Genomic DNA, 23,582 nt, shown 5'->3' with positions numbered 1-23,582 from the left:
ATGAAACAGTGGGTATTTTTTCTCATATTAAGTGTCCTCTTAACAGGGTGTGCTAAAACTAAAATTGTTGATGACATCGATTTAATTCAAGTTGCTTCATATGATTTAGAGGCTGAAGATAAAATAAGAGGAACGTTTGCGATTTCGGCATATACAAGTAGTGGCGGTGGACAAACAAAAATTTATTCAGCATCGGGGAAGAGTAGTAAAGAAATTCTGGCAAGAGCATCTGAAAAATCTTCTGGACCTCTAGAGTTAGGTCAATTACGCATGATTATATTTGATAAAAAATTAGCTAAAAAGGGAATGCAAGAAATTTTAGAAACTATGAACCGAATCCCAAGTATCGGAAATGCAATCTATTTAGCGATTGCAAATGAAAGTGGAGAGGCACTTTTAAGAGGGACTTACTCTAAAGAAAAAGGAGTTTCCACCTATTTATCTTCCTTAATTGAGCAAAATATTAAGAATGGGGTACAACCAAGAACAAATTTTTATTTATTTTTAAATCAACTTTATGATGATGCGAGAGATTCATATTTGCCCCTAATTTCAAAAAAAGGAAATTTATTAGAGTTAACTGGCGTGGTTTTATTTAAAAGGTATAGGATGGTTGATACGCTCTCATCTAAAGATTTGTTTATATTCAAAGTGTTGACCGATAAATTTAAAAGTGGAACGTACCAATCCCACCTTCCTGGTTTTTCTGATAATTATGCCACGATAGAAAATATTAAATCTGGAACAAAATACAAAATGAAGGGGAATAGCCGGAATCCATTCATAGATGCTCATATTCAAGTGACGGGTGAAATTCAAGAATTGACAAAAACAAAAAACTTGGATAATGCCAAAGAAATACGAAAGTTAGAAAAGATAATGGAAAAAGAAATAGAGAAAAAGGCAACTAAATTAATAAAAAGATTTATCAATAAAGGGACAGATCCTATAGGTCTTAGAAAATTTGGTAGGACTCAAACAAAAAAGTGGAACGATAAAGAATGGGAAAACTCCTATAAGCATTTACGTTTTCATGTAACCGCGGATGTGAAAATTATCCAATCTGGTGTGGCGGAATAAAAAGTCACATAAAGTATGAAGGTTTTTAATAAATGAAACAAGGTATCATATGAGTTTTCAGTAAAAAAGCCATGATAAAATAATTGTTTGTATAAGAGATTTGTGAAAGGAATTTTTTAATTCCGTAAAAGTCGGATTGGTGAGGGCTAATAATCAGTGAAGCCCCTTCACTGATTAAAGTTTCACTTTATAAATGAATAAATACTGTGTTTTATGAGGGAGCTGTTAATAGGGTATCCCCTTTTTTGTGTCAATTTTAAAAACTTATTTCACTATCCCAAAAAAGATTGAACAAAATTTCACAAGCATGTTTACACTTGTTCAAATTAAAGTTAGAATGAAGTTGTTAAAAGATATGAGGAGTGAAGAAAACGAACATTGCAAAGTTAATTGATCATACAGTTTTGAAACCAGATACTAAGAAAAAAGATGTTATGAAAGTTTTAGAAGAAGCAAAGAAATATAATTTCGCTTCTGTTTGTATTAATCCTACATGGGTAAAATTAGCTGCTGAAGAATTAGCAGGCCATGATGTGGATGTTTGTACAGTTATTTGATTCCCTTTAGGTGCAAATACAACTGAGACAAAAGTATTTGAAACGAAAGATGTATTTGCAAAAGGTGCAACTGAAGTAGACATGGTAATCAATGTTGGTGCTTTAAAAGATGGTGATAATGAATTTGTTGAAAACGATATTCGTGAAGTTGTAGAAGCTGCAAAAGGAAAAGCACTTGTAAAAATTATTATTGAAACTTGCTTATTAACAGGTGAAGAAAAAGTTCGTGCTTGTGAATTATCTGTAAAAGCTGGTGCTGATTTTGTAAAAACTTCAACTGATGGAGCAACTGCTGAAGATATCGCATTAATGCGTAAAACAGTTGGAGAAAACGTTGGTGTGAAAGCATCCGGTGGTGTTCGTACACGTGAAGATGCAGAAAAAATGATTGAAGCTGGAGCTTCTAGAATTGGCGCAAGTGCAAGTGTTGCAATCGTATTAGATGACAAAAATGGCGTTTCAGATAATTACTAATCAATAAAAGCTAGAAAGAAATTGGGAAAAACAGTTTTTTTTCCTAATTGTGAAAACGAATAGATTTTAATAAAGAAATAAATTGTACAGATTACTCGATATGTGAAACGAGTAAGAATTTTAGTTGGATTATAGTTCTTGATGGTTAAGTAAATTAAAAAATAGAAATGGAGAGATTATAATATGACAACAGCTCATAATACCGCGAAAGTTGGAGAAATTGCAAAAACAGTTTTAATGCCAGGGGATCCGCTACGTGCGAAATATATTGCGGAAACATATCTAGAAAATACAGTGCAGTTTAATAGTGTACGTAATATGTATGGCTTTACAGGAAGTTATAAAGGAAAACAAATATCTGTAATGGGATCTGGTATGGGAATGGCAAGTATAGGGATTTATTCATACGAGTTATTTAAGTTCTACGATGTAGAAAATATTATTCGTATTGGTAGTGCAGGTGCTTATACAGATGAACTTAACATTCATGATATTGTTCTTGTAGATAGTGCATGGAGTGAATCAACATTTGCAAAGGCTCAAGCAGGAGTTCAAGATGATATTCAACTTCCTAGCGAGTTATTAACGAAGAAAATTGAAGATGCTGCAAATCGCATTCATTCTCCTATTGTTAGAGGTAGAATACATTCAAGTGATGTATTTTATCATGAAACTAATGTTCCAAATCATGTTGATTTTTATAATGAACATAATTGTATTTGTACAGAAATGGAAAGCTATGCATTATTCCATACTGCAAGAATTTTAGGGAAACAGGCAGCGTGTCTTCTAACTATCTCAGATTCTTTAGTAACCCATGAGAATATTAGTGCTGAGGCAAGGCAAACATCATTCAATAAAATGATGGAAGTTGCATTAGAGGCTTGTTTGTAAAGTGTAGGAATATGAAATGTCAATAGATCCAAGAGCATGTATTGGCATTTCTATTTTCGAAAACAGGAGCTTTTTTGAGTACCGCCACATGCCCATCAAGCTAATATTTTGAGGTAGCCCCATATCCATCAACTCTATAATGGGTGGGCGATTTTTTGTAACAAAAAAGACAAATTCCAAAAGAAAGGTATGATATCCTTTTCATTGTTCAGATGCATACAATTTTTTAGACAACTATACAATATTGTATATCCCAAAGAATTATCATGCATCGTCATGAAAGCGCAATCAAAAGGTGAGATGTTTTTGGTTCTTTATGAAAACGTTTCCTTTTCAAACACCAGAACGAACAAAAATCGGTACAACTGTGCACAAGGAAGCCTCGCATATGAAACAAAAGGTGTAGAAATTACTGAAACTATCCTTTTACAAAAGGAGCAATTGGTAGTTAAAGGCCAGACAATCATGACTCAGGGAGACAATTTCCTGAATAACAAGAAAAGAGGAATATAGCTATGTCTACCATTAATGAAGATGTGAGCATGAAGAAAACTCAGGAATATAGTGCTAAGAAAGCAGTACCTATTACCTTACTGTTATTTCTATTATGTTTGATAATTGACAATTCGTTTAAGATTATTTCTGTTGATATGGCAAAGGATTTTCACATTTCAGTGACAACAGTTAGCTGGCAAGCAACCCTAGCTGGCCTTGTAATTGGAATTGGGGCAGTGGTTTATGCAGCTTTAGCGGATTCCGTTAGTATCAGAAAACTTTTTAGCATTGGTATTATTTTAATATGTGCCGGTTCAGCCATGGGGTATATTTTTCAACACTCGTTTTTACTAGTTGTTATCTCACGAATTATCCAAACTGCCGGTCTAGCATCAGCTGAAACCTTATACGTGATATTTGTAACAAAACATTTACCTGCAAATGAACAAAAGAAATTTTTAGGATTAAGTACAAGCAGTTTTGCTCTTTCACAGCTTATAGGTGCATTAACTGGAGGTTATGTTTCAACATATTTCCATTGGACAACTCTGTTTTTACTTTCTTTTGTAACACTTTTCACCCTTCCTTTTATTTTAAAGTATCTTCCTAAGGAAGAAGCGAAAAACAGTAATGTAGATGTATTGGGATTATTTCTAGTTGGAGCCATTTCAGCATCCCTACTACTATATATTACCGATTTCAATTGGATTTACCTTCTCTTGTTTATTGTTGCAATTACCTTGTTCCTTACTTATATCAGCAAGAACTCAAAAGCTTTTATCGGAATATCATTCTTTCAAAATAAACAGTTTATCTCATTGCTTGGAGTTGCTTTTATAATTTACTCTGTACAGTTAGCATATATTTTCTTATTTCCATTCTTGCTTGAAAAGATTTATGGTTTGAAGCTAGATACCATTTCACTATTATTGATTCCAGGCTATATAGCAGCTACTATAGTCGGGGCTCTTTCTGGAAAAGTTGCGAAGGTTATGGGAAGCAAGCAATGTATTACACTTGCTATGTCTAGCATTATCGTCAGCTTACTATTAGGCGGATTCTTTATAAAAACTTCGGTTGTTGTATTTGTGATATCCATGATTTTATTCTCTAGTTCATTTGCATTCATGTATGCACCATTACTTGATTCTTGCATTTGTACAATTGAAAAAGAAAAAACAGGAACAGCGATCGGTTTTTATAACTTAACACTTAATGTCGCTATGTCAATCGGAATTGCCTATACAGCAGCAATGATGGACCATTCCGCAATGCAAAAAAGCTTCCTAGGGATTACAAGTAATTTGGATGCTTCCATGTTTAGTAATATCCTATTCATTCTCGTACTCATTACCCTTTTTAGTTTATCTCTGTACTGGGTATTAGTAGGACGAAAAGCGACAAAATAGATTTATAAAACCTTAAAATGATTATTTCATGTTAGAACCCCATATCCCATTGCTATCAAGCTAGGCATTGGTGAAAAAAGGTTTACCTGATGTATACGCAGCTATTGATGCTTATACAATTAAGCCTGCTGTAGATTTGAAATAAAGTCGCGATGTTTTACCCCTTTGGATATTTTTTATCTAAATGGGTTTTTTATAGTGAAAAGGAAAAGAACATCTGAATTGAAAAGTGGATTAAGGAACTGTTGAGTGACAATAGAGTTGTTCCGTTAAAGGGCCATATTCTGGAATAACGGGTAACCCCAAGATACCTGTAACTTTTACATTTAAACTTTAGCGGAAATAATAAAATCCTTTTTGGTTAAGCCTTAGAGGATATTAGAATCTTTAATTCCTGGTGTTAATGTCCTCTATCTTGATAACGCTCATTTAGGTCTGCACGACATTCTGTTCAGGTTCCAGTTGATTCGGATTTTGAGAAAAACGGTAGTATGTAACTCGTTTTTTGTTATTAGCTTGATGGGCATGGGGCTGAACCCCACATCCATCAACTTAAGAAGTTTATAACACCCCAAAACAAAAAAATTGTACATTTTCATATGAAGATGTCAATTTTCTCGTTTTGGGGGTATTTGCATTTCTTAGCTTGATAGCGATGTGGTGCTACCCCAAGTTGTCTCTAAAAAATCGTTTTTTAACGAATTTTTGAGACAACTTCTTTTCTCATATATTGTATTAGTAAACACATATTTCAAGTTAAATTTGAGAATAAAATAGAATTAAGAATGTTATTATTTTGTAGAATTTCCTACATACCCTGAAATATCAACATTTAATGCTTCCGCTAGGCGCATACCATACTCACGGTCTGCACGGAAGAAATTGCAAATTGCAAGTAGTTTCGTTTGCTCATTCACATTTTTTAAATCGCTTGTTAAGTTTGCGATTAAATTATCTTGTTCCTCTTTAGAGAATGAACGGTAACGCTCACCAGCTTGCTGGAAGTCGTTTGGTTTATCAATTTTTTCACGAGATACATAGCCTTCAAGTTTCATATTCGAATCACGGTAAGCTGAATCTTCAACAGGATTTTCAGCATGACGACTTGGCTCGTAGTTAATTGTTGATGGGTTTTGATTGATTTGCATTGCACCATCACGTTGTTGATTACGAACAGCTGCGTATGGGCAGTTTACAGGAATTTGTAAATAGTTTGCACCAAGGCGGTAACGCTGTGTATCTGGGTAAGAGAATAAACGACCTTGTAATAGTTTATCTTCAGATGGTTCAATGCCAGGTACAGTTGCACTTGGCGTAAATGCCGCTTGCTCTACTTCCGCAAAGAAGTTTTGTGGGTTGCGATTTAAAGTCATTGTCCCTACTTCAATTAATGGGAAGAGATCTTCTGACCATACTTTTGTTGGATCTAGTGGATCGAACTCTAAAGAATCCATTTCATCTAATTGCATAACCTGTACGTGTAGATCCCATTTTGGATAGTTTCCTTTTTCAATCGCTTCGAATAAATCACGAGTCGCATGGTTGAAATCTTTACCTTGTACTTCTTCCACTTCTTTTGCACTTAAATTGCGGACATCTTGCTGTGGTTTCCAATGATATTTAATGTAAACAATTTTCCCTTCCGCATTAATCCATTTAAATGTATGTACGCCGAAACCTTCCATTTCACGATAGTTTGCCGGTGTACCATAATCAGAAAATACCCATGTCAGCATATGTGTAGATTCTGGAGTTAACGTCATGAAATCCCAGTAACGATCTGGTGTTTGAATATTTGTATCAGGTGCTGGCTTTAAAGAATGCACCATGTCAGGGAATTTAATTGCATCACGAATGAAGAAAACAGGTAAATGGTTACCTACGATATCGTAGTTTCCTTCTTCTGTATAAAATTTAACAGCAAACCCGCGTGGATCACGAGCTGTTTCTGGAGAACCTTGACCATGAATAACCGTTGAGAAACGAACGAATACAGGTGTTTCAGTTCTTTCATTTTGTAAAAACGCTGCTTTCGTATATTGCTTCATACTGTTTTTTGTTACGAACATACCATGAGCACCTGCACCACGTGCATGTACAACACGCTCTGGGATACGTTCACGATCAAAATGAGCAAGCTTTTCTATTAAATGATAATCTTCTAATAATACCGGCCCACGACGACCAGCTGTACGTGAATTTTGGTTATCTCCAACTGGAGCACCTTGGTTTGTTGTTAAGCGATTATTCGGATTCATAAAGGGAAACCTCCTATTTATATTCAATAATAATTATTTAGTTGTAAATATTATAATTTAATATATATTTAGTTTTATTACTTGTCAATAATTTAAAATCGTTTTTTTCATTTTTTTGAGATAGGGTCCGCGAAACAATCCATAAATATATCTTGTTTATTTAGCATAGCCAGTCTAAAATACTCTGCAATAAATCTAATTGGACAATAAACAAAAGAGTCATAACCTACTTTATATATAAACCTCTCGTCAAGTCTTGTACATCTGATCAAATCCATGAATCTGGTGTATTCCCTACACTTCGCCAACCAATTAGTAATCTTCTAAACTTGAGCATACTAATCACACATCTTTTCTGGAGCTTTAATTTCCTTATATTTCCGGATGTTAATCCGTAATGAGCATTCACTCATCATCCGTAGGATTATTTTAAAATCCCTTTTTTGATAACTATATGTCCAACTAAGTAATTATTACACATTATGTAGTATGTCTATTAAGTTATAATAATTATAAAATGATAATTGATAAAAGTAAATATTTTGTCGAGAAATGTTATTAAAAATCCAATATCAATTCTTTTTTTATAAAAATTATAAAAAAAGAATTGATATTGGATGGAGATTGTATTAATATCATTCGAGGACATTATGTACTATTCACTAACTAATGAAGGATGTAAAAAAGAAGATATTTAGTAAAATATAATTTTAAATAAACTTTGAATATATGGCTGTGTTAGGAGTGATTTGTTTAAAAAATAGATTGAAAGAGCTTTATTTATGTTCGTTTGCAATTATTGCAATGGGGTTTTTTGAAGTAATTTATGAACATACTGCAGCTGAGCTCCTTTTGTAGTTTGCGAATAATCGATAAAGGAGTACCGCTAGCATTTTGGAAAAACCCCACGCTAAGAAAAAAAGATATCAAAATGGACTGAAGTACGTTTAAAATCAGTTCCAAAACTCATTACCAAAAACAAAGTATCATACTAAACATCAAATACCGTTTATGGAACCTTCTTAACGTACGGAAAAACCAGGTTTCTTAAATGAAAAAATCCCTAGCGTACGATATTCGCCTTTAGGTTGGGAATATATCAATTTCTTAGGAGAATATAAGTTTGAGGGATTACATTCAACAAGTTTACATTCCTTACGTCCTTTGAATATTAAAGAGGCGATTTACTCTTAACGAGGTAAAATCTGGCTCTTTTCTTGTCTGACTTTTCTTACCGTGGGGTTTTTCTGAAATAAATGTTAATTGCGAGGAGAGGATGTCGTTGTTTGGGAAATGCCGAGATGTAGGGAGTTTATTATTAATTCTTTCTTTGCTGATCATAGCTTGTGTATTACAGGCTCTGGGAGAGGAGAATGGGGAATGATGGATGCAATTATAGAAATTTGCATAAAATTTATTATGATTTATTGTATAGGCTGTTTTGGTGGTAGTTTGTTATGGAAAACGAAAACAAATTGAAAGGATAGGAGATTCAATATGAGCCTTTCACCAAAAAAAAAGATGTTGCAGCGGGTTGAAGAAGATGAAACTTCATACTGTAATGATGATCCATTGGCTATTGCAAAAGGGATTAGAAATGGATTTCTAATGGTAATGCCATTTTGGTTAGTTGTATTGTATTTAGTTATATGAAAACTACATAATTACTAAAGGGTGAAAGAAATGATTGTTTCGAATGGAATTGCTGATGATATTCAAACGAAAAAGCAGGCACAGAAACCCGCAATGGAAATGACAAAACAAGTGCTTCATGAAGGCACTGGATTAACATGGGTGAGAAATACACATTCATTTTTAAGTGGAGCAATCCTTTATATTAAGGATAAGCATAAAGAACAGGCTCATTTATCCGATTTGAAGGCGTTTGTTGTAAAAGGTGAGAAGAAGAACGGCTTTTTAGAATATATCACTAGCCATTTGGAAAAGGATCCTCCTTCAAATCATGCTTTTCAAATCATGTTATCGTGTAAAGAATCGACGCGTGCCCTTTGTTCTTATTCTTTCTGGATTGTGTATGAGAGCAATAGAGAGATAACAAAATGAGTTTAATCATTCCACATTATTTACTTGTAGGCGGATGTTCGAAAGACAAAGTGTTACAGGCACATAAAAAAGCGAAAGAAATATTTAATCTGAAGGGTCAAACGAATAAATTGGTGAGTCAGTTGAGAAACATTTCCTTTTTTGTACTTTGTGACGGCAGCCATCACAGATGGAAAAATGAAGATGAATATATGAAAGCGAAAACGGCATATATTCGTTACCTTGTAGAGTCTGATATTCAGTTTGTAGAAATGGCAACACAAGAATTGATTTCTTGAAATCATGCAAAAGACCAAAAAAGCTAGAACACCATACTTATCATGTAGAAAGAAAAAAACAGTGTATCATTAATCAGCTGATCGATTGCGGATTTTACAAGGATGGAAGAAGACAACTCTATGAATTAGAGCCTTCAGAACTAGAAAAGCATCTAAAAAATATTAAAAAGGAGTGGTGAGTCTGACAACAATATTAGTATTAGAAAATGAGATAACAATTCGGAGTTTTATTACATTAAATATGAAGCGTGCTGGTTTCAATGTTTTAGAAGCCGATACAGGTGAAAAAGCTCTTGAGCTTTTAGAAAATCATAATGTTGATATTGTAATACTTGATGTTATTTTACCAGGAATAGATGGTTTTCGGGTATGCAAAAGAATACGAAAAAACAATGAAAAGATTGGTATTATTATATTAACGGCACGTGTTCAAGAGAATGATCAGGTACACGGTTTGACAATTGGAGCAGATGATTATATTAAAAAACCATTTAGTATAATTGAATTAGTAGCACGTGTACAATCATTGCTAAGAAGAGTAAAAGAAAATAAAAAGGATATGAAGTCGATTCATTCGGGACCATTTCAATTAAATCTTCTGCAAGGAAATTTATATAGGGATGAGATAGTAATTGATTTAACTCCAACAGAGCATATTATTTTACGATATTTAATGGAAAATTCCATAAAACCAATTTCACGTGATGAACTCTTAAATAAAATATGGGGTATAAGTTATGTAGGTAACACAAAAGTAATAGATGTGAATATCAGTCGTCTTCGTCAGAAGATCGAACCTAGTCCTTCTGATCCTCAGTTTCTCCTTACGGTACGGGGAAAAGGATATAAATGGAAAGAAAGCAAACAATGAGACGGAAAATTAGCTTGTACTTTATGAATGTCATAGTTCTTATGCTTATTCTATTTGTAGTAGTTTTTTGATTTCCATTTATCGTTATTATTACAATGGAATAGTTCGCGATATAGAATTACATGTGGAAACCAGTACACACTTTTTTTCCAAGTATAACGCATTTAATTATAACTATTTTATCTTTTTTGGGTTCTTATGCAATTTTACATATCCAAATAAAGGATATCAATATACAGATTATGAGTAAATTATATTGATAATATCCAAAATTTATTTAACTTTGAATTAATTAAAATATTTTCCCAAAAAAACCATATCTATCAAGTTGTAACTGTTATAATTACTAAAATCAAATTGAACAGTAATTTTAGAAGTATAATATTTCCGCTCATTCTAATATATTATAGTTGAATTATTTAATGTAATTCGACAAAATCCTACTATTTACGCATGGATAATTTAATGTTTTAATAAAGGTGTAATTGATTATCCACTGAGAAGGGAGAAAAATACTAATAAAAGTAGAGGAAAGTTGCAAGTAACATTATGTCGAATTAATTTCCTGAATAATCAGTGTATTTTTGAGGGAAATCTAGAATCAGCAAATTAGCACATTTTCACACAGTATTAGTTTCCTTATTTCGATAATCAACAATGAGTATGATTTCTTCAGAACACTAGGAGATGACTAATATGCTTTCTATTAATGTTGGAGCAGATGTACATGGAACTGCCGATTAAAAAATACTGGGAATATATCAGAAGTCATATGCGATTCCATCAATTCATTGAAAGCGCATTCATTAAAAAAATTAAGAAGAAAGGTTGGTCTATATGAACAGAGGAAAGAATCGTAGATTACAAAAACCAATAAAGGTGCTTGCAACATCCGCTATTTTAGCAACTACGTTATTTACACCTATAATGCCAAATAATTTAAATGTACATGCTGAGACAGTTTCCACACAGACTGTAAATCAATATGAACAGAGGGAGTTTGATCTTCCAGCCACGGGGAGTTATTGGAATGAAGGGAAAAGAGAGAGAAGAGGCGAGCAAAAAAACTATATGCCAACAGGCATCTACGTAAAACGAAATGAACAAGTTACAATTGAAGTATCGGGAACGCAAAAGATTAGAGCGATTATTGGGACACATCAATATGATAAAGAATGGGGAAAAGAAATTGATCTTTCTCCTGGTTCTAATACTATTTCCTCTCCAAATGGTGGTTTATTAGGGTTTGATAATCATCAAGATACAGGAACAGTTAAGGTGAAAGTCACACAAGGTGGCAGTCCTGTTCCATTTTTCGAACTAGGAAAGCATACGAAAGCAGACTGGATTGCGATGATGGACAAGTATCCAGATGCGCATGCTGTTCAACTAAAATCAGAGAAAGCAGTACTTACTGTTACTCGTGACAGTGCTAAGAAATATATAGTGAATCAAGATCCTATTCCTCTATTAAAAAAATACGATGCAATGATTCAAGCACAAGATAAGATATCGGGATTATCTGAAACAAATTCTAATCCGTTACATCGTTCAACTAAGCGCATTTGGGCTTTTGTAGAAAATCCTAACAAACAAGACTGGGGTATGTATGCAAGTTTGGATGGAGCCGTATTTACTACTGCTGGTGAAGCAATTAAAAGTACTTTAGATATAAATACATTTGGATGGGGACAAATGCATGAAGCGGGACATGCAAGACAACAACACCCATGGACGTGGAATGACCTTAGAGGAATGGGAGAAGTAACTGTTAATCTATATTCTTTGGCTGCACAAAAGCAATTATTCCCTGATCAACAAACACGTTTAGAAAAAGAGGGGGATTATGATAGAGCCTTTGCGTATTTAAAACAAACGGATAAAGATTACAAAAATATTGACGACTTGTTTGTGAAACTTGTTATGATTTGGCAGCTTCATTTAGCGTATGGGGAAGATTTTTATCCGAATCTTCACAAACTATATAGGGAATTACCAAATGAACAACTTCCTCAAACAGACGAAGAGAAAATCCAAGCGTTTATATACAATACATCAAAAGTAGCGAAACAAAATTTACTTCCGTTCTTTGATCAATGGGGACTGAAGGCAACGCCAGAAACAAGACAAAAAGTAGAAGCTTTGAATAACCCGACATTAGTTGCTCCTATCTGGGAAGCAACTGACTCTAAACCTATAAAACCACTAGCTGCATTGTCGAAAAAAACAATGAAAGCAAGTGCGAACAGTGAGGAATCACGTGATCCAGCTAGTAATGCAATTGATGGAAATCCAAATACAATTTGGCATAGCCAATGGAATGTACAAAATCAATATCCTTACAATTTAACATTAGAACTTGATAAAAATCAAACAATTTCACAAATAGACTATCTGCCAAGGCAAGATGGGAACCAAAATGGCCGTATTTTAAACTACAATATTTATACAAGTGTAGATGGGGTTAATTATGAAAAAGTATCATCGGGAACATGGGAAAATAACAGTGATAAGAAAAAAGCGAAATTTGATCCTGTTACTGCAAAATATATAAAAGTAGAAGTGACGAATGGAAATATTGGATATGCCTCAGCAGCAGAAGTAGATGTTCTAACTGATTCTACATCTGTTAAACCATATTTATTGCCTAAAAGCACGATGAAAGCAAGTGCAAATAGTGAGGAATCAACTGGTTCGGCTAGTAAGGCGATTGATGGAAAAACAGATACAATCTGGCATAGCAGTTGGACAGCAAATCAATATCCATACAATTTAACATTAGAGCTTGATAAAAATCAAACGATCTCAAAAGTAGACTATCTGCCAAGACAAGATGGTTCGGAAAATGGCCGTATTTTAAATTACAATATTTATACGAGTGTAGATGGCGTTAAGTATGACAAAGTATCTTTTGGAACATGGGAAAATAATAGTGATATGAAAACGGCAATATTTAATCCTGTTACTGCGAAATTTGTGAAAATAGAAGTGACAAATGGCCAGAATGGCTTTGCATCTGCAGCTGAAGTAGACATTTGGGGATATTAATCATTTAGCGATATGAATGAACACGTTATCGCAGGGGGAGAGCTATTTGAGAATCCCCTTGTGATAACGTGTAATAGTTTCGTAGAAAAGTACCAACAAGGATAAAACAAAGGGGAGGAAATGAATTCACTAGCAAGAGCAATATTTTCTGAGAAACACGGAGAATAGTAGTTTTTTATTACAAGTATTATATTGAGGCATCCTCGTATTTTGAAAAACACGTTAAGAGTTTTTTGCTAGCTAATTTTACCACGTTTTCAATTGTGTTGCATGCTGTTCTAACTTTGGTAAACTACCGGCCACTTAACGTCCTTGTGGACTGTTTGAAATGGGGGCTTCTTTGGATATTAGCTATCTATATTTACCAAGCTATAAGGGCAGTCCCTGCCCCTATAGCGAATACCAATTACATGGCCAGTTTTAGCAAGTTGATACTTGCGTTTACATCCCTATCATGATGGCTATTACATTCTGGACAAGTCCATTCACGAAGATTTAGATTTTTTACTTCTTGGTTTTTATAGCCACAGCAAGAACACAATTGACTACTTGGGGTCACCATACATGCCCATCAACTTAAGAATGGAAACAAAATGAACTTTCGTTCATATGAATTAAAAAACGCTTAAAATATTTTATGTCTTTAAAAATGAGCATGCCAAATAAGCCTCAATAGGCCTACTTTTAAAAATTATGCAGCTTTCTTTTGCTTTCGCAACCCATTATATTCATAGACAACACCCAAAATATCAAAGACTGTTTTCTTCTCATATCGATGAGATTTCCGTCCATTCTTCTGTAGGAGGTGGAACAGGCGGATTAGGAACTTTGTTATTTCTTGGGTGTTTTGTTGTATGGCTTGATACAAAAGGTATAAATGGTCTTGAATCATTCCAATTGCTTTATATTCGCTTAATTCCTGTTGTTTCTTTTTTAGAATCAATTGTCGCATTTTGAACATAGTAGAAGAACATAAAAAAATGGCAATGAGTTTTCCATAAACATGACATTCTAATCGCTCTTGTTTAATATTTTGCCAATGATGGATTTGAAAAAGTGATTTCCAAGTTTTAAAGATAATTTCGATTTGCCAGCGAAGGGAGTAAAAATCATGTATTTGTTCCACCGGAACAATCTCCCAAGGTGTATTGGTAACATATATGTTCATACCAGTTAATCGTTTGCTTTTTTCTGAATACGTAATGCCCTTTTTACTTTCTGTATACATTTGTTTTTTCCTACGTTCACGAAGTTGTTTTTCGGTTAATCGATACATAATCACTCGCGTGAATAGTTTTTTATCCTTTCCAATATAAGCATCTGTGATTTCATAGACCTGCCCTGGTTGTAAAGCATTCATAATGTTTTCTAAATCGACTTTGATATATTCGGACTGTTTTTTTATCGTCCCATTTCGAAAGGATTCAGGAAATTCATTTTTGATATATACCATATTATTTAATTTTATCCGTGATATATAATACACACCACGTTGGTCCATTTCATCTAAATCGTCCAGCGAATAATAACCTAAATCTCGAATACATAGGTCTCCGGGGCGTAAAGTTGCTAAACATTCTGTTCCAAAGGTCTTATCATTGTTTTTCCCTGGTTCAACTTGAAAATTTAAAAACTGTCCACTATGTAAATCATATTCTAGTTGAATTTTTATACCCGCTGTTTGTGCACAATCCCCTGAACTTGGATACACACTAGCTAAATCTTTCGGTACTTGGAAAATGGTTGCATCTAAAATACGAATTCGTTGAAAATAGGTTAGTGAAGAACTTGGAATTACTGATTTTTCACAAATTTCATTTTTTAATAATGCAGAGAAAATATGTTTTAAAAAGCAAACAGCTTTTTTATTGAAACGTTTATTTAGTCCTTCTGGACTCATAAGAGTTCCTGTAACGGAATGAAGCCTACTACATAATCGAACCAAGGGATTACTTGCTACCCGTTGACTCATCCAAATACAAATACCAGCTAGGTCTGAGCCAGAAAACTTGCGTTTTCTCTTTACAAACCCAAGTTCTCTTGCAAGCTTTTCTAAAAATGAAGAGGTAAGATATTGATGTAATTCTTCAGCAAATAATTGTAGTTCATCTTGAATCGAAAGATTCATAAAAAACGTCATCCTTTCTGAGCTAGCTTGTTTAGAAAGAATAACGTTTTTTTATACCTGGGTATAGTGAAAACTTCGCGTCTTTCTTACAAAAATCGTGACTCTATTCAAAATTCAAAGTTTTCTGTTCTTTTTAAGGAAACTGAATTGGATATATATGTTAATACAGAAAAGGAATTGTAAAGAAACGTACTTAAGACATCGCATGCAGAAGGGTTTATAGTGAGTATTAGTTATGGTCATTGGGAAAGTTCTTTTTAATTAATATAAGTTATATATGGAATAAAGAAACATAAATTTCATAATATTCTACTTTAGCATTTGATAAATCTGTTATATTCTTTTTATTAAGAGATAATTTAAGGTAATAGCCAAATAAGGAAGGGAGATACTTTTAAAATGAAAATAGCAAAACCAAAATCTAAAAGGATATGGAAAAAAAGAATGCTTATATCTCTTATAGTAGTTTTCGGATTGGCTCTTGTGGGAGTCAGTTATTGGAATCTTTCACCAGATCCAAAGGCATTTTTGATTAAAAAAGCTTTTGAAGGAGGAACATTTGTTCAATCGGATAACTATGACAATGCCTTAAAAGAAACAAGAATCGTTAGAGATATCAATTATAAATCTAAATTTCCAGATGGGACATTGGACATCGTTTATCCGAAAAATCATACAGAAAAAACTCCTGTTATTTTTTGGGTACATGGAGGTGGATTTGTGGGGGGAGATAAATCAGATATTACTGGGTATGCGGTAGAATTAGCTGCTCGTGGTTATACAGTGGTGAATATAAACTATGCTCTTGCTCCTAAAAGAGAATATCCTACGCCAGTACTCCAACTAGGTGAAGCTTATGAATACATAAAAAAAAATGCAAAGAAATATGATTTAAAACTAGATCGTGTTTATTTTGCAGGAGATTCTGCTGGAGCACAAATATCTGGTCAATTCGTTAATATTCAGACATCTGAAGAGTATGCAAAATTAACAAAGATTGACGCTATTGTTGATCCTTCTACAATAAAGGGCGTACTGCTATTTTGCGGTCCATATAATATGTCTGAATTAGCTAAGATAGAATCAACTAAAGAAATACAAGATTTTATGCGTACCACTGGTTGGGCTTATTTGGGCAAAAAAAATTGGGAAGGATCATCAGAAGTAAAAATAGCTTCGATTTTAAATCATGTTACAAAAAATTATCCACCAGCATTTATCACAGATGGGAACACTGGATCATTCGAAGAGCAAGGTAAAGCATTGGCTTCTGCTTTACAAAATAAAGGAGTGCCTGTAGATAGTCTTTTCTTTGATAAAAATATTTCTGGTGAGTTAGCACATGAATTTCAATTTAAAATGAATACTCCAGCAGGTTTAGAAACCTTTAACAAAGTTCTGGAATTTTTAAGTGAAAATAAATGATACGTTTAGGGGTACCGTCACATCGCTATCAAGCTAAGGTTTTGAAGTACCCCCTAAATGAAAATTTTCTTTCTCTACAGTTAGTTATTTTGAGAAGTCAGCTCATTTTTTTGTTTTGGGGGTGTTTACTTTTCTTAAGTTGATGGGCATGGGGTCACCATATCAAAAAAAGAAAATTGTACGTTTAAACACATTTTAGACACAAATCAACCGATTCCCTGTACGCTAAGGAATCGGTTGTTCATATTATGGCTTCTTCACGGAATTTTTTCTCGCAGTGGCCGTAGATTATTAAAATTTGTTTTTTGGTTTAAGTTCCATACATAATCACCTGTTAACGTGATATGTTCCCAACCAAGTGGAGATATGTACTGTAAATATTCTTCTGTAATATCCACTCCTTTTGCACGTAAAGCCTTTGATATATACACTGTATTCCATAATACAATAGCCGAAATAAGAAGTTGCAAACCACTTGCTCTATGTAATTGGTCTTCATAAGAACGATCACGAATTTCCCCTAAACGATTAAAGAATACAGCTCGTGCAAGGGCATTTTTCGCTTCTCCTTTATTTAATCCAACATGAACACGTCTTCTCAGTTCAGGACTCTGCAACCATTCTAATGTATATAAAGTTCTTTCTACTCGTCCTATTTCACGTAACGCTACAGATAAACTATTCTGCCGAGGATATGATGCAAGTTTTTTTAGAATCAGAGAAGCTGTTACTGTTCCATTGCGAACAGAGCTGTTTAATCGTAGTAGATCATCCCAATTGTCTCTTATTTTCTGTACATTAATTGTTCCTCCAATCATAAAGTCCAAATGAGGATGTTCTGCAAGTTTGTTACGTGATTCCTCATCTTTATAAACAATATGACAAACTCAGATACTTTGCTCTTCTTCGTAATGTGTACAACGACGAGTACTCCTAAAACTATCGTATTTTCAATTCATATTTTTGACACATATTTTAATTTCCTAACATTGATGTTTTAAACTTCAGCTATTACAACTTATAACCAATGAAAGACTTCTGTAACATTTATGAAAGAGATATGAAAGATGTTTAAAGTAACATGAACTTTAGAACATTGATTTTAAATTATTCAAAAGTGAAAAATCGTACTAAGAGAGGACAATAAAAATGAAAAAAACATTTAAAACAAATGGGATCGGAAAGAAAATAATTCCTGCCACAGCGGATTAGGTATTTTTGTAGAATATATTTGATGTACGGAAGTGCAATTATGAGTAATGTAAAAATTATTACTTACGTTTTAAGTAAACCAGAACGAGATCATGAAGACCTTATTAAAGCTATCAAAGATTATGAAACATGGGCAAAAATCACAGAGTTTACTTGGATTGATGAACTATTAAGCATACAGTATTCTTGTGTTAAAATGACCATTTGGCGTATATAATTATGATTTCTATTGAATGTACGTTCAATGTGTTTTATTATCAATTGGCAATAATATTCTGTTACGTTTATATGAATAACTTATGTATTCTTTAAGAGGAAATAAGAGAAATATTTTTTCGCTATCAATAAAAGAACCGAGGAGATTTTACGAATGAAAAAAAGAATTGCAATAATAGAAGATGAAGACAATATCCGAGAAATATGCAAACGGTACTTAGAAAGGGACGGGTATGAAGTATATACAGCTGTAAATGGAACAGAGGGTTGGTATATATTTCAGCAATATCAACCAGATTTAATCATTTTAGATCTGATGATGCCGAAAAAAGATGGCTGGGAACTATGCGAGGAAATTCGTCAACAATCTAATGTTCCTATTATTATGTTAACCGCTAGGGCAGAAGAAAGAGATCGAATTTTGGGTTTAACAATGGGAGCAGATGATTATGTAACAAAGCCGTTTTCACCTCGCGAATTAGTACTAAGGATTCAAATTATATTAAGAAGAGGAAATCAGACAATTATAGAAACGAAAGAACCCGTATCAGAAGTAATAAAGTTCCGAGATTTGGAGATTTATCCAACGAAGAGATGTGTACTTGTTTGTGGATGTGAAGTTGAGTTAACAAATAAAGAATTTGAGGTACTTTATATAATGGCCACCCATCCAAAACAAGTGTTTTCTCGTTCACAACTTCTTGAACAAATTTGGGAGTTTGAGTATGAAGGATGTACGAACACAGTAACGGTGTTAATGAGTCGTTTACGTGAAAAATTAGAGAAGCATTCAACAAAGAACCGTTGGATTCATACGGTTTGGGGAATAGGGTATAGCTTTGATTCAAATGGAGGAAATGAAACATGAAATTACGTTATCAATTGTTACTGATGAATCTATTAAGCACGAGTATTATGGTAGTTGCTATATGGTATAGTGATACGAAAATGTTACTTGAACCGGAACAAACACGGTTATTAACAGGAATTGCAATCATAGCAATGATTTTTTCAACCTTTCTTTACTGGTTACTAACACGTCCTATTATGAGATCTATTCAAAATTTAATTGAATTAACAAAACAATTTAGTGATAGACATTTTGAAACGATATATATAATAGGAAAAGAACCACGAGAGTTTAAAGAATTAGCAACAGCTTTTCAACAGATGGCGAAAAAATTAGAAGAGGGGTTTACTAAGTTAGAGGAAGGAGAAAAAGCACGTACAGAGCTGATTGCGAATATTTCACACGACTTACGAACACCTATGGCTAGCATACAATTGATGATAGAAGCATTACAAGATAATTTAATTGAAGATCCTGACATGAAAATGCAGTACATAACGACAATCCTAAAAGAAATACAACGATTAAATGGATTAATCAATGACTTATTTGATCTTTCAAAGTTAGAACTTGGACAAGAAGAGTTTTATCCAAGTTTATCACATGTGGACAGCATTCTACTAGAAGTACTAAATTCACATTCTATCTTATTAGAGGAGAAACATATCCATTTACAACTGTACGTTTCTGATACATTGCCTCGACTTTGGATTATGCCATGTAAAATAGCACGAGTTATCGGTAATTTGTTACACAATGCAATCCGACATTCCCCTGTATCTGGAAAAATCGAGCTGATTGTAGAAGAAAATAAACAAAGGCAACAAGTCAAATTTATTTTGCGTGATGAAGGAGAAGGCATTTCTCTTAATGATAAATTGCGCATATTTGAACGCTTTTTCAGAACGGACCCATCAAGAAGTTCACAATCTGGAGGTTCAGGGATCGGATTAGCCATTGTAAAATCATTAATTGAACTGCACAAAGGAGAAGTTGGCGTTCGAGATCGTTCGGATGGTAAACAGGGATGTGAATTTTGGTTTACTCTTCCCATTACTTCAGAACAGAAATAAGATCGTTGCAAGACTTTTGTAATAGTTATGTTATCGAAATGATAGACTTCCTTGTTAACATACATGTAAGCATTATGTTAGAGGAGGAGCTTTACTTTATGAAAATAAAATATGTATTGTTTATCGGGGGATTCATAATAGTTGGGGAAATTTTATTGCTTTGATTCCGTCCTGAAAAACTATTTATTGATAAGCAAGTGAATCAAGCATTGCCACAAACAGAAATAAAATCAAAAGAATCTCAACGACAAGAACAAATAGGAACCAAAGGGCAGTTTCAGAACGGTGTCCATGAAACAACTGGAGTAGCAACAATTCATCAATTATCGGATGGCAAACGTATTTTACGACTCACCAATTTTGTAACTTCTAACGGGCCAGATGTTCAAGTTGTATTGATTCCTACGAAAATCTTAAAAAATAATGAAGATGTTAAGAATCATCGCTATATTGAATTAGGGAAATTAAAGGGTAACAAAGGCGATCAAAACTATGAAATTCCTGATGAGATAGATGTAAGTACATACGGTGCAGTTTCTGTATGGTGTAAGAGATTTAATGAAAACTTTGGTGCAGCTTATTTTGCAAAATAAGAAATAATAAAAACAGGTGATAGAGTTGAAATCTATTACCTGTTTTTGTGTTTTATAGAACGTATAGAAGAAGGGGAAGTTGCGCGAAGATTTAGAGAAGGTAAGAACGAGTCATATCGCTGGGGATAACTGTAAATAAGTGGAATTTTCGTTTGGTAACACCCTCTATGTTAGTGAATGAAAGAGTTCAAAATTTGTTTGCGATATTAAGTAATTTAATAGAAGTCTGATTTATTTGTGATTTCATGAAAGACTTTTGTAACATTTATGAAAGAAATTTGAAAGGTATTTAAGTTATGATGAACTTCCGAACATTACATTCAGTTTAATAAGTAGGAAAAAACACATATACAAAGTGAGGAATGACGTTATGAATGAGAAATACAAAAAAAGGATACCAAAAGTCCTACCTGTAGGAATTGCAATGGGGATTTTATTCAGCGCTAGCCCATTACCAAGTCCATTAACGGAAAATAAGGTGAAAGCAGATGTTGATACGTTTGCAACAATTGTTACAACATTTGGAAGTATCTATGATGCGTTTATTAAAGAACCGTTTGGGAAATGGTTAGAGGGAATCGATGTAAAAAGCTATTATTATGCTGAGCATGAAAACCTTGCTTACAAAGCTCCTACATTTCAAAAGGGAGAGTTTGGTATTAGTGTATTTGATTATTATAAAGATGAAAATTTTAGCAAGAAAGTTAAACTTGTTTATCCAAATGGAAAAGTTGAATATAAAACGATAAAGCACGGGGAACAAATTCGTATTAAGCAAACTGGTACAATAGTAGACTTAACTCCTGATGAACCAGAACTATCTAAACATGATATTTTGTATATTACACAAAAACAATTAGATGAAGGGAAGACGGGGGTTGCACTTGCAACTTTCAAAACCTACTATCTACAAAGTGATAATAGCGGTCGTAGAAATAATTTAGCAGATAAATATTTACGAGACACATTCCCAAACGCTTATCTGAATAGCGGTCTGCCTGATATTCGTATTGATGAGAATGAACTGTTTAAGAAACTACCAGAAGAAAAACGAATGCTGGGAACAATTACTTCAGAACCGGTTGGTAAAGAAGTTCTTTCTAATTATGTTACGAATGACTCTAAAGCCCTTGCAGATTTTAATGACCGAGTAGAAAATGTATTTGCAGATACGAATCTGATTCTAGAAACACCGGTTGCATTACCATTTATTACATTAAATGATGGTAAACCTTATCAAATTATTCCTTATAAAAAAGGTTCAAATAAAGTGTTTGTAAAAGCAGGTTCAAAATACCTTTCAGGAAAAGAAGGAAATAAGCTTCAATACTCCGATTCAATTGGTGATGATGAATTGTTTGAACTTGTTGAGGTTGAGCCATTCAATTTTGACGGTAAAGTTCTGTACCCTCAGTTCCGTTTGAATAACAAGAATGGAGTAAGTTTGGCTGGTAATCAGTATATTTCCCAATTTGGTAATGATCAGAGTTTTAGATCCGAGATTCGTTTCACTGCAAAAAACAACAATGAAATTCATAATTGGCTAAGAGAGTGGTATCCGGGTAAAGAAAATGAGAAACAGAATCATGATGGAATACAGATAGTAGTTGATGAAAAAGATCCTACGAAATGGTCTGCAAAAGATTCTTCTGGGAACGTGATAAAAAACAGTTGGGTAAATCGAGATTCTGATTATTATTATGCAGGTCACGATGGAGTTTTCTTAACAGGTTGGAAAGAAATCGATGGGAAGACATACTATTTTCATCCGAATTATCATGGGGCAGTATTGTCGACAAGTGGTTCTAATGGCGATCATGAGATTGACGGGAAGAACTACCACTTTGATGATAAAGGTGCCTTGCAAAGATCAGCATGGAGAGATCAAAACTATTCTGATCATACTGGAGTGTTTGTTAAAGAAGGTTTACAAGAAATCGATGGTAAAATTTATTATTTTAAAGATTATCAAGTCAATAAAAATGAACTACGTCTAGAAGATCAAAATATAATGCTTCATTTTTCTGATAAAGGCGTACTTGAGAAGGCTTCTAGTCTGAATGGAGAAGCACTAAGTAGCCAGACTTATGTTACTTTTAATGAGAAACAAGTAGTGTTTGAAAAAGATGGTTCTATTAGAAAAAATGGGGTCTCTAAAATCTTTTTACCTGGATTATTTGATAAAAAGGATCAACCTGCACTTGTATATTACAGCTTAGAAGAAGGACCCAACTATCATGGTTGGAAGGAAATTGATGGTAAAAAATATTATTTCAAGAGTGGCATACACTATACTTTCGATGGTAATGAAACTATTGACGGAAAAAAATATTACTTTAATCAAGAGGGACAAGCACTACCGACAGGGGTTGTTGACATTGACGGTATACCATTCTATCTGAATGATAAATCTGAAAAGGTAACAGGTGTTCATAAAATCGATGGCAATTTATATCTCTTCTCCCAAGGTGACAACCTTCGTGCATATGGAGAAAAGGTAAGAAATACAATTTATAAATTTGACGGAAAACGGTATTATACTGATCATACTGGTGTAATTTCCCAAAACTACAAGGGTTATGTTTATAGTCATAATCATGATTACTACATTGAAACGAACAATGAGGGAGTTATTACCAAGATATGGGAAAAGTAAG

16 protein-coding genes and 5 pseudogenes are annotated in these 23,582 nt (G+C 33.6%); 17 read left to right on the top strand and 4 right to left on the bottom strand.

Annotated elements, in window-relative coordinates; genetic code table 11:
• The 4 genes and pseudogenes from MKX77_RS29740 (at nucleotide 1) to MKX77_RS29725 (ending at nucleotide 4,909) form a co-directional block, all read left to right on the top strand.
• Nucleotides 1-1,080: a Ger(x)C family spore germination protein gene (locus tag MKX77_RS29740; RefSeq protein WP_341308628.1), complete on the top strand. Its 1,080-nt coding sequence runs from the start codon at nucleotides 1-3 to the stop codon at nucleotides 1,078-1,080.
• Nucleotides 1,081-1,514: 434 nt separating this feature from the next.
• Nucleotides 1,515-2,111: pseudogene (deoC, locus tag MKX77_RS29735) on the top strand (deoxyribose-phosphate aldolase).
• Nucleotides 2,112-2,294: 183 nt separating this feature from the next.
• Nucleotides 2,295-3,005: a purine-nucleoside phosphorylase gene (gene deoD / locus MKX77_RS29730; protein WP_341308627.1), complete on the top strand. Its 711-nt coding sequence runs from the start codon at nucleotides 2,295-2,297 to the stop codon at nucleotides 3,003-3,005.
• Nucleotides 3,006-3,520: 515 nt separating this feature from the next.
• Complete coding sequence (locus tag MKX77_RS29725) at nucleotides 3,521-4,909, top strand: MFS transporter (protein ID WP_341308626.1); 1,389 nt, start codon at nucleotides 3,521-3,523, stop codon at nucleotides 4,907-4,909.
• Nucleotides 4,910-5,700: 791 nt separating this feature from the next.
• Here the strand turns inward: MKX77_RS29725 and MKX77_RS29720 are convergent.
• Complete coding sequence (locus tag MKX77_RS29720; RefSeq protein WP_341308625.1) at nucleotides 5,701-7,167, bottom strand: catalase; 1,467 nt, start codon at nucleotides 7,165-7,167, stop codon at nucleotides 5,701-5,703.
• A 1,497-nt stretch (nucleotides 7,168-8,664) separates the two neighbouring features.
• Between MKX77_RS29720 and MKX77_RS29710 the strand changes: the two genes are divergently transcribed.
• The 7 genes and pseudogenes from MKX77_RS29710 to MKX77_RS29680 all read left to right on the top strand — a co-directional run bounded on the left by MKX77_RS29710 (nucleotide 8,665) and on the right by MKX77_RS29680 (nucleotide 13,428).
• Nucleotides 8,665-8,820 carry a hypothetical protein gene (locus MKX77_RS29710; protein ID WP_340804919.1) on the top strand — a complete coding sequence of 52 codons (156 nt, stop codon included), beginning with the start codon at nucleotides 8,665-8,667 and terminating at the stop codon, nucleotides 8,818-8,820.
• Nucleotides 8,821-8,850: 30 nt separating this feature from the next.
• Nucleotides 8,851-9,231, top strand: coding sequence for a hypothetical protein (locus MKX77_RS29705; protein ID WP_341308661.1), 381 nt, complete (start codon nucleotides 8,851-8,853; stop codon nucleotides 9,229-9,231).
• The gene (locus MKX77_RS29700) at nucleotides 9,228-9,509 is read left to right on the top strand and encodes a hypothetical protein (RefSeq protein WP_340804921.1); all 282 of its coding nucleotides are present in this window, start codon (nucleotides 9,228-9,230) and stop codon (nucleotides 9,507-9,509) included. Before MKX77_RS29705 ends, MKX77_RS29700 begins: the two co-directional genes overlap by 4 nt.
• The gene (locus MKX77_RS30815; protein WP_445819134.1) at nucleotides 9,506-9,688 is read left to right on the top strand and encodes a Fur-regulated basic protein FbpA; all 183 of its coding nucleotides are present in this window, start codon (nucleotides 9,506-9,508) and stop codon (nucleotides 9,686-9,688) included. Before MKX77_RS29700 ends, MKX77_RS30815 begins: the two co-directional genes overlap by 4 nt.
• Before the next feature lie 2 nt (nucleotides 9,689-9,690).
• Nucleotides 9,691-10,380, top strand: a complete 690-nt coding sequence (locus MKX77_RS29690; protein ID WP_341026932.1) for a response regulator transcription factor — start codon at nucleotides 9,691-9,693, stop codon at nucleotides 10,378-10,380.
• Nucleotides 10,377-10,564 (top strand): annotated as a pseudogene (locus tag MKX77_RS29685) (sensor histidine kinase); the annotation flags it as partial. The gene MKX77_RS29690 and the pseudogene MKX77_RS29685, both read left to right, overlap by 4 nt.
• 653 nt (nucleotides 10,565-11,217) lie before the next feature.
• The gene (locus MKX77_RS29680) at nucleotides 11,218-13,428 is read left to right on the top strand and encodes a M60 family metallopeptidase (protein ID WP_341308624.1); all 2,211 of its coding nucleotides are present in this window, start codon (nucleotides 11,218-11,220) and stop codon (nucleotides 13,426-13,428) included.
• 406 nt (nucleotides 13,429-13,834) lie between these two features.
• On the opposite strand, the pseudogene MKX77_RS29675 reads toward MKX77_RS29680, so the two are convergent.
• A pseudogene (locus MKX77_RS29675) lies at nucleotides 13,835-13,978 on the bottom strand (zinc ribbon domain-containing protein); the annotation flags it as partial.
• 141 nt (nucleotides 13,979-14,119) lie between these two features.
• Nucleotides 14,120-15,556: an IS4 family transposase gene (locus MKX77_RS29670; protein WP_341308623.1), complete on the bottom strand. Its 1,437-nt coding sequence runs from the start codon at nucleotides 15,554-15,556 to the stop codon at nucleotides 14,120-14,122.
• Nucleotides 15,557-15,955: 399 nt separating this feature from the next.
• Between MKX77_RS29670 and MKX77_RS29665 the strand changes: the two genes are divergently transcribed.
• Complete coding sequence (locus MKX77_RS29665; protein ID WP_341308622.1) at nucleotides 15,956-16,981, top strand: alpha/beta hydrolase; 1,026 nt, start codon at nucleotides 15,956-15,958, stop codon at nucleotides 16,979-16,981.
• Nucleotides 16,982-17,238: 257 nt separating this feature from the next.
• Here the strand turns inward: MKX77_RS29665 and MKX77_RS29660 are convergent.
• Nucleotides 17,239-17,820: pseudogene (locus MKX77_RS29660) on the bottom strand (Tn3 family transposase); the annotation flags it as partial.
• Between the two features lie 413 nt (nucleotides 17,821-18,233).
• Between MKX77_RS29660 and MKX77_RS29655 the strand changes: the two are divergent.
• The 5 genes and pseudogenes from MKX77_RS29655 to MKX77_RS29635 all read left to right on the top strand — a co-directional run bounded on the left by MKX77_RS29655 (nucleotide 18,234) and on the right by MKX77_RS29635 (nucleotide 23,581).
• Nucleotides 18,234-18,410 (top strand): hypothetical protein, encoded by a 177-nt coding sequence (locus MKX77_RS29655; protein WP_341308621.1) that lies wholly within the window; start codon nucleotides 18,234-18,236, stop codon nucleotides 18,408-18,410.
• A gap of 153 nt (nucleotides 18,411-18,563) precedes the next feature.
• Entirely contained in the window at nucleotides 18,564-19,277 is a 714-nt protein-coding gene (locus MKX77_RS29650; protein ID WP_341308620.1) for a response regulator transcription factor, read from the top strand.
• Nucleotides 19,274-20,332 (top strand): sensor histidine kinase, encoded by a 1,059-nt coding sequence (locus MKX77_RS29645; protein WP_341308619.1) that lies wholly within the window; start codon nucleotides 19,274-19,276, stop codon nucleotides 20,330-20,332. The genes MKX77_RS29650 and MKX77_RS29645 overlap by 4 nt, the downstream gene beginning before the upstream one ends.
• 98 nt (nucleotides 20,333-20,430) lie before the next feature.
• Nucleotides 20,431-20,925 (top strand): annotated as a pseudogene (locus MKX77_RS29640) (DM13 domain-containing protein).
• Between the two features lie 370 nt (nucleotides 20,926-21,295).
• Nucleotides 21,296-23,581 carry a cell wall-binding protein gene (locus MKX77_RS29635; protein WP_341308618.1) on the top strand — a complete coding sequence of 762 codons (2,286 nt, stop codon included), beginning with the start codon at nucleotides 21,296-21,298 and terminating at the stop codon, nucleotides 23,579-23,581.
• Nucleotide 23,582 lies beyond the last annotated feature (1 nt).

The organism is Bacillus sp. FSL R9-9410, from assembly GCF_038050385.1.
In the GTDB taxonomy this organism is placed as follows: Bacteria; Bacillota; Bacilli; order Bacillales; family Bacillaceae_G; genus Bacillus_A; species Bacillus_A cereus_U.
Note: the sequence above shows the minus strand (reverse complement) of the source record. Positions and strands in the feature narration are given on the sequence as shown.